The organism is Streptomyces davaonensis JCM 4913, assembly GCF_000349325.1.
Lineage (GTDB): Bacteria > Actinomycetota > Actinomycetes > Streptomycetales > Streptomycetaceae > Streptomyces > Streptomyces davaonensis.
In genome coordinates this window covers 6112170-6126862 of the sequence record NC_020504.1, presented here as the reverse complement: position 1 = coordinate 6126862, position 14693 = coordinate 6112170, and the positions used below count along the sequence as shown (strand labels likewise).

13 protein-coding genes are annotated in these 14693 nt (G+C 70.3%); 7 read left to right on the top strand and 6 right to left on the bottom strand.

The annotated features are described in order from the left end of the window. The first annotated feature begins 1 nt into the window (after window position 1). The 3 genes from BN159_RS27205 to BN159_RS27195 are packed head-to-tail and all read left to right on the top strand — an operon-like array spanning window position 2 to window position 4049. Window positions 2–1939, top strand: coding sequence for an acetyl/propionyl/methylcrotonyl-CoA carboxylase subunit alpha (locus tag BN159_RS27205; RefSeq protein WP_015660218.1), 1938 nt, complete (start codon window positions 2–4; stop codon window positions 1937–1939). After that, window positions 1936–2883, top strand: a complete 948-nt coding sequence (locus BN159_RS27200; protein ID WP_015660217.1) for a hydroxymethylglutaryl-CoA lyase — start codon at window positions 1936–1938, stop codon at window positions 2881–2883. Before BN159_RS27205 ends, BN159_RS27200 begins: the two co-directional genes overlap by 4 nt. 5 nt (window positions 2884–2888) lie before the next feature. Further along, the gene (locus BN159_RS27195; RefSeq protein WP_015660216.1) at window positions 2889–4049 is read left to right on the top strand and encodes an acyl-CoA dehydrogenase family protein; all 1161 of its coding nucleotides are present in this window, start codon (window positions 2889–2891) and stop codon (window positions 4047–4049) included. A gap of 25 nt (window positions 4050–4074) precedes the next feature. Here BN159_RS27195 and BN159_RS27190 read toward each other — a convergent pair whose 3' ends face one another. The 6 genes from BN159_RS27190 to BN159_RS27165 form a co-directional block, all read right to left on the bottom strand. Then, window positions 4075–4287, bottom strand: a complete 213-nt coding sequence (locus tag BN159_RS27190; RefSeq protein ID WP_051113675.1) for a helix-turn-helix domain-containing protein — start codon at window positions 4285–4287, stop codon at window positions 4075–4077. Between the two features lie 214 nt (window positions 4288–4501). Continuing rightward, on the bottom strand, window positions 4502–5731 hold the full coding sequence (locus tag BN159_RS27185; RefSeq protein WP_015660214.1) for an ABC transporter permease: 1230 nt from the start codon (window positions 5729–5731) through the stop codon (window positions 4502–4504). A gap of 8 nt (window positions 5732–5739) precedes the next feature. Further along, window positions 5740–6477: an ABC transporter ATP-binding protein gene (locus BN159_RS27180; RefSeq protein WP_015660213.1), complete on the bottom strand. Its 738-nt coding sequence runs from the start codon at window positions 6475–6477 to the stop codon at window positions 5740–5742. Further along, complete coding sequence (locus tag BN159_RS27175; RefSeq protein ID WP_015660212.1) at window positions 6474–7904, bottom strand: efflux RND transporter periplasmic adaptor subunit; 1431 nt, start codon at window positions 7902–7904, stop codon at window positions 6474–6476. The genes BN159_RS27180 and BN159_RS27175 overlap by 4 nt, the downstream gene beginning before the upstream one ends. 37 nt (window positions 7905–7941) lie before the next feature. Beyond that, a complete protein-coding gene (locus BN159_RS27170) occupies window positions 7942–8853 on the bottom strand; it encodes a hypothetical protein (protein ID WP_015660211.1) in 912 nt (303 codons plus the stop codon). A gap of 5 nt (window positions 8854–8858) precedes the next feature. Beyond that, on the bottom strand, window positions 8859–9314 hold the full coding sequence (locus tag BN159_RS27165; RefSeq protein WP_015660210.1) for a hypothetical protein: 456 nt from the start codon (window positions 9312–9314) through the stop codon (window positions 8859–8861). A gap of 206 nt (window positions 9315–9520) precedes the next feature. Between BN159_RS27165 and BN159_RS27160 the strand changes: the two genes are divergently transcribed. From BN159_RS27160 to BN159_RS27145, 4 genes are all read left to right on the top strand, one after another. Further along, the gene (locus BN159_RS27160; RefSeq protein ID WP_015660209.1) at window positions 9521–11761 is read left to right on the top strand and encodes a glycoside hydrolase domain-containing protein; all 2241 of its coding nucleotides are present in this window, start codon (window positions 9521–9523) and stop codon (window positions 11759–11761) included. Between the two features lie 73 nt (window positions 11762–11834). Then, the gene (locus tag BN159_RS27155) at window positions 11835–12608 is read left to right on the top strand and encodes a twin-arginine translocation signal domain-containing protein (RefSeq protein WP_041819912.1); all 774 of its coding nucleotides are present in this window, start codon (window positions 11835–11837) and stop codon (window positions 12606–12608) included. Window positions 12609–12800: 192 nt separating this feature from the next. Beyond that, window positions 12801–13847 (top strand): ABC transporter substrate-binding protein, encoded by a 1047-nt coding sequence (locus tag BN159_RS27150; RefSeq protein ID WP_015660207.1) that lies wholly within the window; start codon window positions 12801–12803, stop codon window positions 13845–13847. A 6-nt stretch (window positions 13848–13853) separates the two neighbouring features. Beyond that, the gene (locus BN159_RS27145) at window positions 13854–14690 is read left to right on the top strand and encodes a siderophore-interacting protein (protein WP_015660206.1); all 837 of its coding nucleotides are present in this window, start codon (window positions 13854–13856) and stop codon (window positions 14688–14690) included. Window positions 14691–14693 lie beyond the last annotated feature (3 nt).

Sequence of the window (14693 nt, the reverse complement as noted above, 5' to 3'; positions counted from 1 at the left end):
CATGTTTGACACAGTGCTCGTCGCCAACCGGGGTGAGATCGCGGTCCGCGTCATCCGCACCCTGCGTGCCCTCGGCATCCGCTCGGTCGCCGTCTTCTCCGACGCCGACGCCGACGCCCGGCACGTCCGGGAGGCCGACACGGCGGTACGGATCGGTCCGGCGCCCGCGTCACAGAGCTATCTGTCCGTGCAGCGGATCCTCGAAGCCGCCGCCCGCACCGGCGCCCAGGCCGTCCACCCGGGGTACGGATTCCTCGCCGAGAACGCCGACTTCGCGCGCGCCTGCGCCGAGGCGGGCCTGGCCTTCATCGGGCCGCCGGCCGAGGCGATCTCCCTGATGGGCGACAAGATCCGCGCCAAGGAGACCGTGCGGGAGGCCGGGGTCCCCGTCGTCCCCGGCGGGCGGGACCCCGAACTCGCCGCGGCAGCCCATGAGTTGGGCGCTCCGGTGCTGCTCAAGCCCAGCGCGGGCGGCGGCGGCAAGGGCATGCGGCTGGTCCGGGACCTGGCCGTGCTGGACGAGGAGATCGCGGCGGCCCGGCGTGAGGCGGCGGCCTCCTTCGGCGACGACACGCTCCTGGTCGAGCGGTGGATCGACCGGCCCCGGCACATCGAGATCCAGGTGCTGGCCGACGGTCACGGCAACGTCGTCCACCTCGGCGAGCGCGAGTGCTCCCTCCAGCGGCGCCACCAGAAGATCATCGAGGAGGCGCCCAGCGTGCTCCTCGACGACAAGACGCGGGCGGCGATGGGCGAGGCGGCCGTCCAGGCGGCCCGCTCGTGCGGCTACCGGGGCGCGGGCACGGTGGAGTTCATCGTGCCCGGCGGCGACCCGGACGCGTACTACTTCATGGAGATGAACACCCGTCTCCAGGTGGAGCACCCGGTCACCGAGCTGATCACCGGCCTGGACCTGGTGGAGTGGCAGCTCCGGGTCGCGGCCGGGGAGAAGCTCACCTTCGCCCAGGACGACATCCGGCTGACGGGGCATGCGATCGAGGCCCGGATCTGTGCCGAGGACCCGGCCCGCGGGTTCCTCCCGTCCGGCGGTAGCGTGCTGCGGCTGCGCGAGCCTTCCGGTGACGGTGTGCGCACCGACTCCGGGCTCACCGAGGGCACCGAGGTCGGCAGCCTGTACGACCCGATGCTCTCCAAGGTCATCGCCTACGGCCCCGACCGCGCCACTGCCCTGCGCAAGCTCCGCGCGGCGCTCGCCGGGACGGTGACGCTGGGCGTGCAGACCAACGCGGGGTTCCTGCGCCGCCTGCTGGCCCATCCGGCGGTGGTGGCCGGGGAGTTGGACACCGGCCTGGTCGAGCGCGAGGTCGACGCCCTGGTGTCGGCGGAGGTGCCCGAGGAGGTGTACGCGGCGGCAGCGGCCGTACGGCTTCAGGGGCTGCGGCCCGCCGACGAGGGCTGGACCGATCCGTTCTCGGTGCCCAGCGGCTGGCGTCTCGGCGGTATGGCCAAGCCGCTCGCCTTCGATCTGCGGGTGCCGGGACTCGAACCCGTCACTCATGAGGCGGACGGCGCCCACACCGTCACCGAGGACCGGGTGTCCGTCACCCTCGACGGCGTCCGGCACACCTTCCACCGGGCCGCCGACTGGCTGGGCCGGGACGGCGACGCCTGGCATGTGCGCGACCACGACCCGGTCGCCGCCTCCCTGACCCGGTCCGCGCACTCCGGTGCCGATTCGCTGACCGCGCCCATGCCCGGGACCGTGACGGTGGTGAAGGTCGCCGTCGGGGACGAGGTGAGCGCCGGTCAGAGCCTGCTGGTGGTCGAGGCGATGAAGATGGAGCACGTCATCTCCGCCCCGCACGCCGGGACCGTCGCCGAGCTGGATGTCGTACCCGGCACGACGGTCGCCATGGACCAGGTGCTCGCCGTGATCGCCCCGGCCGAGCAGACCGTGGAGGAGGAGGTGTCGGCATGAGCACCCTGGAACTGGGGCTCCCCATGCCCGTACCGGCCCCGGGCCTGCCCGCCCGCGTCCGGATCCATGAGGTGGGCGCCCGCGACGGGCTCCAGAACGAGAAGGCGACCGTGCCCACCGAGGTGAAGGCGGAGTTCATCCGCCGCCTGGCCGACGCGGGCCTGACCACCGTCGAGGCGACCAGCTTCGTCCACCCCAAGTGGGTGCCCCAACTGGCCGACGCCGAGCAGTTGTTCCCGCTCGTCGCCGATCTGCCGGTGGCACTGCCGGTACTGGTGCCCAACGAACGCGGCCTGGACCGCGCGCTCGCGCTGGGCGCCACCCGGGTGGCCGTCTTCGCCAGCGCCACCGAGTCCTTCGCCAAGGCCAACCTCAACCGCACGGTCGACGAGGCGCTCGCCATGTTCGAGCCGGTGGTGGCCCGCGCGAAGGCGGAGGGCGCCGAACAGGTCCGCGGCTATCTGTCGATGTGCTTCGGCGACCCCTGGGAGGGCCCGGTGCCCGCGTCCCAGGTGGTCCACGTCTGCCGGGCGCTGCTCGACATGGGCTGCGACGAGCTGAGCCTCGGCGACACCATCGGCGTCGCCACCCCGGGCCAGGTGAGCGCGCTGCTCACCGCGCTCGGCGCGGCAGGCGTGCCCACCGAGGCGCTGGCCGTGCACTTCCACGACACCTACGGACAGGCGCTGGCGAACACCCTCGCCGCGCTCCAGTACGGCGTCACCACCGTCGACGCCTCCGCGGGCGGCCTGGGCGGCTGCCCGTACGCCAAGTCCGCCACCGGAAACCTCGCCACCGAAGACCTCGTGTGGATGCTGCACGGCCTCGGCATCGAGACCGGGGTCGACCTCGGCCGTCTCGTCGCCACGAGCGAGTGGATGGCCGGCCGACTGGGCCGCCCCAGCCCGTCCCGCACCGTACGAGCCCTCTCCCACAAGGAGTGAACCCCATGGACCACAAGCTCTCCCCGGAGCTCGAAGAACTGCGCCGCACGGTGGAGGAGTTCGCGCACGACGTCGTGGCGCCCAAGATCGGTGACCTCTACGAACGGCATGAGTTCCCTTACGAGATCGTCCGCGAGATGGGCCGCATGGGCCTGTTCGGGCTGCCCTTCCCCGAGGAGTACGGCGGCATGGGCGGTGACTACCTGGCGCTCGGCATCGCCCTGGAGGAACTGGCCCGGGTCGACTCCTCGGTGGCCATCACCCTGGAGGCCGGGGTCTCGCTGGGCGCCATGCCGCTCCACCTGTTCGGCACCGAGGAGCAGAAGCGCCAGTGGCTGCCCCGGCTGTGCTCCGGCGAGCTGCTCGGCGCCTTCGGACTGACCGAGCCCGACGGCGGCTCCGACGCGGGCGCGACCCGGACGACGGCCCGGCTCGACCCCGACACCGACGAGTGGGTGATCAACGGCACCAAGTGCTTCATCACCAACTCGGGCACCGACATCACCGGCCTGGTCACGGTCACCGCGGTCACCGACCGCACGCCCGACGGCCGCCCCCTGATCTCCTCGATCATCGTCCCCTCCGGCACCCCGGGCTTCACCGTGGCCCCGGCCTACTCGAAGGTCGGCTGGAACGCCTCCGACACCCGGGAGTTGTCCTTCGCCGACGTCCGGGTCCCTCGGGCCAACCTGCTCGGCACCGAGGGCCGCGGCTACGCCCAGTTCCTGCGCATCCTCGACGAGGGCCGGATCGCCATCGCGGCCCTGGCGACGGGACTTGCGCAGGGCTGTGTGGACGAGTCGGTGAAGTACGCGAAGGAACGGCATGCCTTCGGCCGCCCCATCGGCGCCAACCAGGCCATCCAGTTCAAGCTCGCCGACATGGAGATGCGCGCCCACACCGCCCGCCTCGCCTGGCGCGACGCGGCCAGCCGCCTCGTCTCCGGCGAGCCCTTCAAGAAGGAGGCGGCGATGGCCAAGCTGTACTCCTCCACGATCGCGGTGGACAACGCCCGCGACGCCACGCAGATCCACGGCGGCTACGGCTTCATGAACGAGTACCCGGTGGCCCGGATGTGGCGGGACTCCAAGATCCTGGAGATCGGCGAGGGCACGAGCGAGGTCCAGCGGATGCTGATCGCCCGGGAGTTGGGGCTGCTGGGCTAGCAACCAGGGCTTTTCTACCGCCGGTTCAGGCCGACGCGGCGAGCCGGGTGCCTCCCTCGGCCCCGTCGTCGGCCTCGGACCGGTCCAGCAGCCCGAGTTCCTGCGCCCGCGCCCCCAACGCCACGCGCCCTGGAACGTTCCAACGCTCCATCAGACGATGCACCCTGCGCTGGACCGTACGGTGCCCGATGCCGAGTCTCCGGCCGATTGCGGCGTCACCGAGTCCCTGATGCAGCATGCGCACGATCACCAAGTCAGTTTCTTCGAGCTGGTCGAGTCTCGGAGAACCACTCAAGGTAACAATCCCCCCACAGAACGGAATCACAACTACCTCTTAGTTCACCCTAAGCACTCCGCTCTCTTCACGCTTGAATTAACAATCACGCAAAACCCGCCTAACGCCCAACAAGGGCCTGGCGTATATACGCCACACTCCAACACGTTGGAACGCGTCAGCGCCGCAATGCCTCCACCGGCTGCACTCGTGACGCCCTGACCGCCGGATAGAGCCCGGCCAGCAGACCGGTGGCAAGGCCGACCAGCGGGGCCGCCGCCACCGTCGCCGGATGGATCACGGGCGTCCACTCCCGGACCACGGCCACGGCGACCACGGTGACCGTGCCGACGGCGGTGCCCAGCAGACCGCCGAGCGCCCCGAGCGCCCCCGACTCGGCGAGGAACTGTCCGGCGATGTGCCGTCCGCGCGCCCCCAGCGCCCGGCGCAGCCCGATCTCCCCGGTCCGTTCGAGCACCGCCACCAGCGTGGTGTTGGCGATCCCGACCGCGCCGATGACCAGACAGACCGAGGCGAGCAGCAGGAAGAGCTGATCGAGGTCGGAGCCGACCGACGAGCGCAGCGTCTCGGGGTCGGGCGGGGCGATCGCCCGGAAGTACTCCGGGTGTTCGGGCCGCAGAGCCAGGGCGGCCTCGTCAGCGACCTGCTGTGCGGCCCCGACGCGGGTGGCGATCAGCATCTTGGGCTCCGAGACGTTCTCCGGCCCCCAGACGCGGTCCGCCGTCTGCCTCGGCACGACCACCGAGAGCAGCAGATCGGCCTTGCGTTCCACGTCACCGACGATGCCGACCACGGAGAAGGCCTCGCCGCCGATGAACACCGCGGGCGCGTTCTCCAGGGTGGTGATGCCGAGCCGACGGGCCACCCCCTCGCCGATCACGGCCACCGGCGCGGCCGTACGCTCGGCGAAGTCGTCGTAGAGGCGCCCCTGTTCGAGACTGGGCACCGCCGCCGCGAGGGCTCCCGGCGAGGCGGCCACCACCTTGGTGCGCGCGGTGGAGTCGAGGGCGTCCGCCTGGGGCGAGGCGCTCACCGTGACGTCCGCAGGCAGCCGGACCGTGTAGTAGACGCCCGCGTGCTCGACGCCGTTGAGCCTGCCGACCCGGGTGTCCGCGTCCTTCGGGAACCCGATGTCCACGAACTCGTTCTGCTGCCGGGCGTTGTCCTCGACCGTCACCTCGGTGGCGCTCAGTTCGGTGAACCGGTTGTCGATCTGCGAGGACGCCGTGGCGGTGAGACCGAGTACGGCCACGAAGCTGCCGACGCCCAGCACGGTGCCGAAGGCGGTCAGCAGCGACCTCGCGGGCCGCTGTAGGACCCCCGCCGCCGCCTCGGCACACAGATCGCGCAGCCGCAGCACGGAGGGAGTCACCCCCGCCCTGGTCATCGCGCCCCTCATCGGGCCGTGGCGGGCACGGGCTCGCTGAGCACGCCGTCCCGGATCGTCACGCGGCGGGTGCCACGGGCGGCGACCGCCGCATCGTGAGTGATCACCACTAGGGTCATTCCCTGTTCGTTCAGTTCGTCCAGCAGTGCGAGCACGGCGTCGGCCGTGGCGCTGTCGAGGTTTCCGGTCGGCTCGTCGCACAGCAGCAGCGTCGGCCGGACCGCCAGGGCGCGGGCGATGGCGACGCGCTGGCGTTCGCCGCCGGAGAGCCTGCTGGGCAGGGAGTCGAGCCGGTGGCCGAGGCCCACGCCGCACAGCGCCCGACGCGCCCGCTCGGTGCGCTTCCGGCGCGGGACACCGCCGTACACCATGCCCAGTTCGACGTTCTCCAGCGCGGTGCGGTGGGGCATGAGGTGGAAGGACTGGAAGACGAAGCCGATCCGGCGGCCGCGTACGGCGGTGCGCTCGGCGTCGTTCAGGCTGCTGACGTCGACGCCGCCGAGGACGTAGCGGCCCTCGGTGGGGGTGTCCAGGAGCCCGGCGATATTGAGGAAGGTCGACTTGCCGGAGCCGGAGGGGCCGGACACGGTGACGAAGTCCCCGCGGCGCACGGACAGGTTCACCGGGCGCAGGGCCGTCACCGGAGGCGGCCCCGGGTAGGTGCGTCCGACGCCGTCGAACTCCAGCACCGTGTCGCCGTCGGCGGGTTGCGGTGCCGGCCGTGCCGGGCGGCCGAGCCACCTCATCGCAGGCCGCCGGAGCCGCGCATGCCGACGATCACTTGCTCTCCCGGCCGCAGCGCAGCCCGGCCGCCGACGGGCACCACGGCGACGAAGCCGTCGCCCTGGGTGCCCGCCCGGACCTCGACCCGCCTGCGGTCGCCGTTCGCTTCGAGGACCGTGACGGACGTTCTGCTGTCGGCGCCGGCCGACACGGCCGTGATCGGCACCACCAGGGCGCGGCCCTCGGTCGAGGCCGACTCGATGGTCAACCGCACGCCCTGCCCGGCCGAGCCCGCCTTGAGCGCCTTGTCCGGCTCGACCACCAGCCGGTAGGAACCCGCGGGCGGCGCGTCGCCGCTCGTGGCCTCCTCGCTCTGCGCGGCCTTGCCCGACTCGGGAGTGTCGGCCACGGAGGCCACCTTCGCCCCGGTCTGCTCGCCGGAGAGCTCCGACAGGATCTCCACCCGCTGCCCGGCACCGGCCAACTGCCGCTGGTGTTCCTGGAGATAGCCGTGGACGACCAGTTCACCGGCCGAGAGCCGCAGCACGGAGCCCGACACCCGCGAGCCGACCGCGCCGGTGACCGAGTCGACGTACGCCGGGAATCCCCCGACGAAGACGACTTCGTCCATCGGCAGCATCGGCCCCGACACCGCCTCCGCCTCGGCGAGTTCGGCGCGGGCGTCGGCCAGATCCTGCTCGGCGCGCTCCCGGGTGAGACCGTCCTTGTCGCCGTCGGAGCCACCCGCGTCCTGCACGGCGCGCTCGGCCACCCGTACGGCGTCCTCCGCGGCGTCGACCCGGTCCGCGCCGTCCGACTCGGCCTGCCGGGGCTCGTAGCCGATCGAGGCGTAGTAGGCGGCCAGCGCGGCCTTGGTGCCCGCGCCGAAGACGTCCTTCGCGTCCGCTCCCGTGTCATGGCCGAGTCCGCGCAGCGCGGACTGCAACTGCGCCACGTCCCGCCCCCCGGCCCCGGGCCTGAGATCCCGGTACACGGGGATGTCCCCGGGCAGGACGAACACGGGCCGCCCCGAGACCTCCAGCACCACCTGTCCGGCCTTGACGCGCTGCCCCGCCTTGACCGGGACCCGGGTCACCACCGGGGCGCCGGATCCGTCCGCGCCGGAACTCTGCGGCGCCACCTCGACCGTCTGACCGGCCCGTACCGTGCCGCGCAGTACGACGGTGTCCTTCAGCACCCGGTGCTCCACCGGGGCGGTGAGGACATCGGCCTCGGGCGGCGCGGTCTCCGCCGCGGCCTGGGCCGGCGAGCGGATCAGCTGGGCCGCGGCGACACCCGCGCCGGTGAGCAGCACCGAGGCGGCCGCCATTCCGGCCAGCCAGCGCCGACGCCGGGTCAGCGCGGCGCGGCAAGGCTCGGGGCCGGCGGACAGCTCCTCCGCGGTCAGTTCTTCGGCCGGCAGCGGTTCGGTGCCGGTGTTGTCGTTCATCGCGCCCAACTCCTCGGGAACATCCCGGTCGTACTCGTCAAGAACCGGATCCGGTGGTGCGGGCCGCGGCCTTCAGCGCCTTGTCCAGCACCTGACCCGCGCCCTTGAGCTCCTGGACGTGCTCCTCGGCCAGTTGCTCCTGAAGCCGGGACTCCTCGTCGAACCAGACCTCGGCCACCTTGTTCCGGTCCCGGCACTTCAGATCGGCCAGCGCGGTGGCCACCTCTTCGGGACCGGCGGTCGGAGCGCCGAACGCGGGGTCGTTCGGGGCGTCCATGGGCTCGTCGTAGGTGTAGCCGCTGTCCGCCATGCAGTCGGCCCAGGAACGGAAGACCTTCCGCACCGGCTCGGCCTGCTGCGCCTTCGTGTACGCCTCGTTGCTCAGGTCGTTGGCGAGCGTCGAGACGGGCTTCATGGAGCCGTAGATCCGGCGGTAGGCCTCGCCGCCGCAGCCGCCTTCGGGAAGCTTTCCGCCGGCGACCGACCCGGCCTTCTGCCCGGTCATCGCGGCCTCCTCCTCCGGGGTGAGTGCGGAGGCCTCCATCAGCCGCCGTGTCTCCTCCTGGTAGGCGCGCATGTCCCCGGCGGGCTTGTAGCCGTAGGTGGCGGCGACATCCCGGTCGTGGATGCCGTACCGGAGATCGGTGAGCGTGTCCGGGCCCATGTCCGGCAGTGGCTCGGCGGGTCGGTAGTCGAAGCCGTACTTCTTCATGCAGGCGGACTTGGCCTGCTCGATGGCGTCGAAGAGCAGGTCCTCCTGCTCCGGGTCCGGCAGGTAGGCCTGGAGCGGCAGCACCCAGGTGGCCGGGTTCGCGGGGTCGGCGGCGCGGCCCGCTGCCGAGCCGGAGCCGTCCGACGCGCTCTGTCCGCCGCACCCCGCCACGAGCGGCAGGGCCAGCGCGAGGGCCAGCACGGGGCGCACCCGACGGAGCGCGCCCCTTGCTCTCATCGTTCTCAGCACCACTGGAAGGAAGCGTTCTCGTTGTAGGTGTTCACCAGGTTCTTGCTCACCGGCGTCGGAGTCGCGGGCTGGAGACCGTCCTTGGCCCCGTTGAACCAGCTGTTGTAATACACGCAGGCGCCGTAGGACGTGTGCTCGTTCCGGGCGGACGCGGCATTGTTCTTCACGCCCTGGAGCGCTCCATTGCCCGTCCCGCCGCAGAACTTGTAGGCGACGGTGCCCGAGCCGTAGATCTCCACGGCTCCGAAGTTTCCGACCGAATAGCCGAAATCACGCCAGGCGCCACCGGAGTTGGAGTTGTAGTAGAGGCGGAACTTGAAGTCGTTGTAGCTCTGGCAGCCCAGCCAGTAATTGTCCTCGTCCTGTTGCGTCGCGTTCGCGGGCGTTCCCGAGAACATCAGCAGTCCGGCGGCGGAAGCAACGGTCAGGGCCTTCGCAAGAGTGCGCATAAACATCTCCTCAGGGGTCGGCGAGCGTAGATCGTGGCATCGCGGGGTGCGACTGCCAATGGATCTGGCGTCATTACGCCAAGTCCGCGCCCCAAGTGACCTGCATCCTGGCGCAATTGCGCCAGAACCTTCCCACCTCCAGCCGATCTGACAAAGAATCAACAGCCGCCGCCTGGCATTCCCTCTCAGCGAAAGCGAGCTTCGGCATGGCCGACGAGATGGTGCTCCGCGCTCAACGGTTCATCAATACGACGTATCCCAACATGCTCGGCATGAGCCCGCTGGAGGAGAACGGCCAGACCAGCTGGACCGTGATGTACGCGCTCACCCGCGCCCTCCAGCTCGAACTCGGCATCAGCTCGCTCTCCAACAACTTCGGTCCGACGACGCTGAACACGCTGGCCTCGAAGTACCCGGTGCTGAAGGACGGGACCGTCCCGTCGGCGAATTTCGCCCGCATCATCCAGTCCGCGCTCTACTGCAAGGGCTACGACGGCGGCGAGATAGACGGGAAGTACAACGACCGCGTCGCTGCCTCGGTCAGCAAGCTGAAGAGCGACATGGGTGTGCTTCCGTCGTTCCCGGAGGAGGGCAGCCTCTACCCCAAGGTCGTCAAGGCGCTGCTCAACATGGACCCCTATGTCGTGGTGAGCGGGGGCAGTTCGAAGATCCGGGAGATCCAGCAGTGGCTGAACGGCCGTTACATCGGCCGCCAGGACTTCTTCATCGTGCCGTGCGACGGCCACCACTCGCGGACCGTGGCCTCGTCGATGCTGTACGCCATCCAGTACGAGCTCGGCATGGCCGACGGCGTCGCCAACGGCAACTTCGGCCCGGGCACCAAGACGGGCCTGGCCAACCACACGCTCTCCGAGGGGTCCGCCGGCACCTGGGCGCAGCTGTACAGCGCCGCACTGATCCTCAACGGGCGTTCGGGGACGCCGTTCTCCTCCCTCTTCAACAGCACGGTCGCCAGTGAGACGGCGGCGTTCCAGGAGTTCGTGAAGCTCCCGGTCACCGGCAAGGGCGACTTCTCCACCTGGGCGTCGCTCCTGGTCTCCTACGGCGACCAGAACCGCAGGGGCGAGGCCTGCGACGGCGTCACGAAGATCACCGCGGCCCGTGCGGCGACCCTCAAGGCCGAGGGCGTCAAGTACATCGGCCGCTATCTGATCAACGCGACCGGCGGAAAGCCCTACGAGAAGGAGATCCAGGCCGGCGAGCTCCAGACCATCGCCGAGAACGGGCTGCGCTGTTTCCCGATCTGGCAGACCTACGGCCGCGACGCCAAGGGCTACAGCTACCCCTCCGGGAGCGCGGACGGTCTCGCCGCCATCGCCGCCGCCCAGCGCCACGGCTTCAAGAGCGGTGCCCGGATCTTCTTCGCGGTCGACTTCGACGCCTACGACTACGAGGTCACCGACAACGTCCTGCCCTACTTCAAGGGTGTCCAGGACGCCCTGGCGATGTCCGGCAACCCCTACCGGGTCGGCGTCTACGGGCCGCGCAACGTCTGCATCCGGGTGTCCGACGCGGGCCACGCCACGGCGAGCTTCGTCTCCGACATGTCCAGCGGCTTCTCCGGCAACTACGGCTATCCGCTGCCCGCCAACTGGGCCTACGACCAGGTCGTCACGCGCTGGCTCGGCACCGGTGACGGCGCCATCGAGGTCGACCACAACATCGCCTCGGGGCGCGACATCGGCGAGGGCTCCTTCAACGCGTCGTACCTCGACAACGACCCCGACACCGCGTTCGACTTCACGTCGTACTACAACGCCCTGAACGCCGATGTCAGCACCTACATGGAGCAGATCGGCTTCCCGGACTCGGACGCCAGCCGCATCTTCACGCACACCGAGTGCCTTGAGACGATCATGTCGCACGACGCGCTGATCACTCAGCTGTCGAACACGTACAACATGCGCAAGGCGCTGATCCAGACCTCGGCCTACTGGGAGATGCGCCACTACGACGTGGTCGACCTGGGCGTGGACGCGGCGGTCACCTACTACCACACCGGCGTCGGCGGGGGCGTCGTGCCCAAGCGGGACTCCTCCACCGGTATCGCGCAGATCAGCGGCGAGGTGGGCATCCGGGCCTGGAACCACTGCATCCAGGTCGATCTCGTCGAGGGCACCATCCTCGACCCGGCCAAGGACGCCGACATCTGGACGATGTGGCACAAGGTCAACCAGGACAACGCCTACTCGGTCAAGACCGTCTCGCTCATCCATCTGTGGGACGCGGCCGGCAAGGTCGGCGGCCAGAACCCGCCGGACGGCGAGAGCACGCTGCGCGCGATGAGCCTGGACTACACCCAGAACGAGATCTTCGAGGTGCTGCGCCGCTACCAGGGCTGGGGCGACGAGGCCGAGGAGCACGCGAGCAAGCGCATGGCGCTCTACCAGCTCTTCGAGAAGTACAACGGACTGTCCCGGCGGTAGTCCCTGTGCCCAGCGCCACCAACTGCCCCTGGACTTCAAGGGCTTCATGAGCTTCAAGAGAGAGACGAGGCGTATGACTTCCCCCCGCCAACCCCTGTCCCGCCGCTCCTTCCTCGCCCGGGCCTCCGTGGTCACTGCCGCCGCGGCAGTGGCAACGCTGCCCTTCTCCGAATACCTCGCCTCCCCCGCGTACGCGGCGGGCCGGTACGCCGAGCCGAAGGATGTCCGGGACGCGGCCCGCCGTGCGCTGGCCCGCGAGAAGCGCACCCGGTCCGGCAAGCCGAGCCCCAACGGCTGGGAGATGGAGCTGACCACCGACAAGGGCGGAAAGGTGTGGACCCGGCCGGTCCCCGGCACGCCCATCGAGGGCGTCACCGTACGGATCGGAGAGGTGGAGACGGTCCTGGTCCATGTGATCCGCCGGTTCCACTACGAGGTCGAGGAGTTGCGCAAGGGCGACGTGGTCGGCTGGCGCAGCCCGAGCTCGGTGGGCCGCAGGCTGCCCGAGGCCAACCAGGCCTCCGGGACCGCGGTGCAGATCCGTCCGGGTCACTACCCGAGCGGCGTCAAGGGCGGCTTCTTCGCCCCGCAGCAGCTGGTGATCCGCGACATCCTCGCCGAGTTGGAGGGTGTCGTCCGCTGGGGCGGCGACGACAGGAAGCCCGACGAGTCGCTGTTCTACATCGACGTGAAGCCGGACAGCCCGCTGCTGGCCAAGATCGTCGCCAAGCTGCGCGGCTGGGAGAAGGAGCCCGGCAAGGGTGCCGGCGCCCCGGTGGACGTGCTGTCCGGCAAGCGCCGTGACGCGGCCAAGGCGCTGGCCCGCGAACAGAAGGCCGCCGCCTAGTCGAGACACCGGTGGGGCCCAACGACCTTTCACAGCGAGGGAGTTGGGCCCCGCCCGCCGCTCAAGTCGACCCCATAGGGGGCTCACAGGCTGCACTTCGCAGGGGCCCGCCCCTGGACAACTGCTGAGGTTAGGCTAACCTACCTTCGAATTGTCCGGCGCAAGATCGCCCTGTTCGAAAGCAGCGTACCCATGTCCAACGCCAGAGCCACCCACCTCACCCGCCGTGGCATCCTCGCCGCGGGCGGCGCCCTCGGCCTCGGTGCCGTGCTCGCAGCCTGTGGCGACGACGACGCGAAAAGCGGTGGCTCCGGCGAGGAGACGACCGCCGCGAAGTCCGGCCCGTGGACGTTCAAGGACGACCGCGGCACCACGGTGAAGCTCGACAAGGTGCCGACGAACATCGTCGCGTTCACCGGTGTCGCCGCCGCCCTCTTCGACTACGGCATCCAGGTCAAGGGCGTCTTCGGCCCGACCACGACCGCCGACGGCAAGCCCGATGTGCAGGCCGGCGACCTCGACGTCAGCAAGGTCACCGTGCTCGGCAACGAGTGGGGCAAGCTCAACATCGAGAAGTACGCGGCGCTCTCCCCCGAGGTGCTCATCACCACGACGTTCGACGACGCCGGCACCCTGTGGTCGGTGCCCGTCGAGTCCGCGGACAAGGTCGCCAAGCTCGCCCCGGACGTCGCGGTCTCCGTCTACGACCGTCAGCTGACCGAGCCGCTCCAGCGCATGTGGGAGCTGGCCGAGTCGCTCGGCGCGGACATGAAGTCCGCCGCGATCGCCGACTCCAAGAAGAAGTTCGAGGCCGCCGCGGCCCGGCTGCGCGCCGCGGCCAAGGCCAAGCCGGAGATCAAGGTGCTGGCCGGTTCCGCCGCGGAGACGATCTTCTACGTCTCGGGCACCAACTTCTCCATCGACCTCGAGTACTTCAAGTCCCTCGGCGTCAACTTCGTCGAGCCCTCGGAGAAGGCGAAGGAGAAGAACGCCGGCTGGTTCGAGTCGCTGAGCTGGGAGAACGTCGACAAGTACGACGCGGACATCATCGTGATGGACGACCGCTCCTCGACGATCCAGCCCGCAGACATCACCGAGGCGACCTGGAAGAAGCTGCCCGCCGTCAAGGCCGGTCAGGTCATCTCGCGTTCGCCCGAGCCGATCCTGTCCTACGACAAGTGCACGCCGCTGCTGGACAACCTGGCCGAGGCGATCGAGAACGCCAAGAAGGTCGCCTGATACCTCATGACCACGACCGTCGCCGTCGCGTTCCGTTTCTTCTCTCTGCGAGTGGTACGAACGAGGCGGCTCGGTCCGTCCTTGGTTCGGGTCACCTTCGGCGGCGAAGAGCTGCGTGACTTCCACTCCGACGGGTGCGACCAGTCGCTGTCGCTCTTCCTGCCGCAGCCGGGGCAGGACGCGCCCGTCGTGCCTGTCGAACTCGGGGACGGGTGGTGGCAGGGCTGGCGTGAACTGCCGGACGACGTGCGGGCGGTGATGCGGTCGTACACGCTGCGGGCGCTGCGCCGGGATCCGGACGAGATCGACATCGACTTCGTGCTGCACGAGCCTGCCGGGCCCGCCTCCCGGTGGGCCTCGCGGGCGTCCGCCGGGGACCGGGTGCTGCTCATCGGGCCCGCCGTCGCGGACAACCGGGCCATCCGGTTCCGGCCGCCCGCGGACACCGATCTCCTGGTGATCTGGGGCGACGAGACCGCCGTACCGGCCGTCTCCGCCATCGTCGAGTCGCTGCCTGCGGGCACTCGGGCCCGGGTCTGGCTCGAAGTCCACCACGCCGGTGACATCCAGGACCTGCGCACCGAGGCGGACGCCGAGATCAACTGGCTGGTCCGGGCGGACGAGGGCGCCGAGGGGTCCCCCATGGCCCTCGACGCCCTTCGGGGCGCCCAACTCCCGGCGGCGCAGGCCCCGTACGTCTGGATCGCGGGCGAGTCGGGGTGCGTGAAGGCGCTGCGACGGCATTTCGTGGGCGAGCGCGGGATCGACCGGCGCCTGGTCACCTTCGTCGGCTACTGGCGGCGCGGGCTGACCGAGGAGCAGTTGCGCGAGTCCGGCGAGTGACGC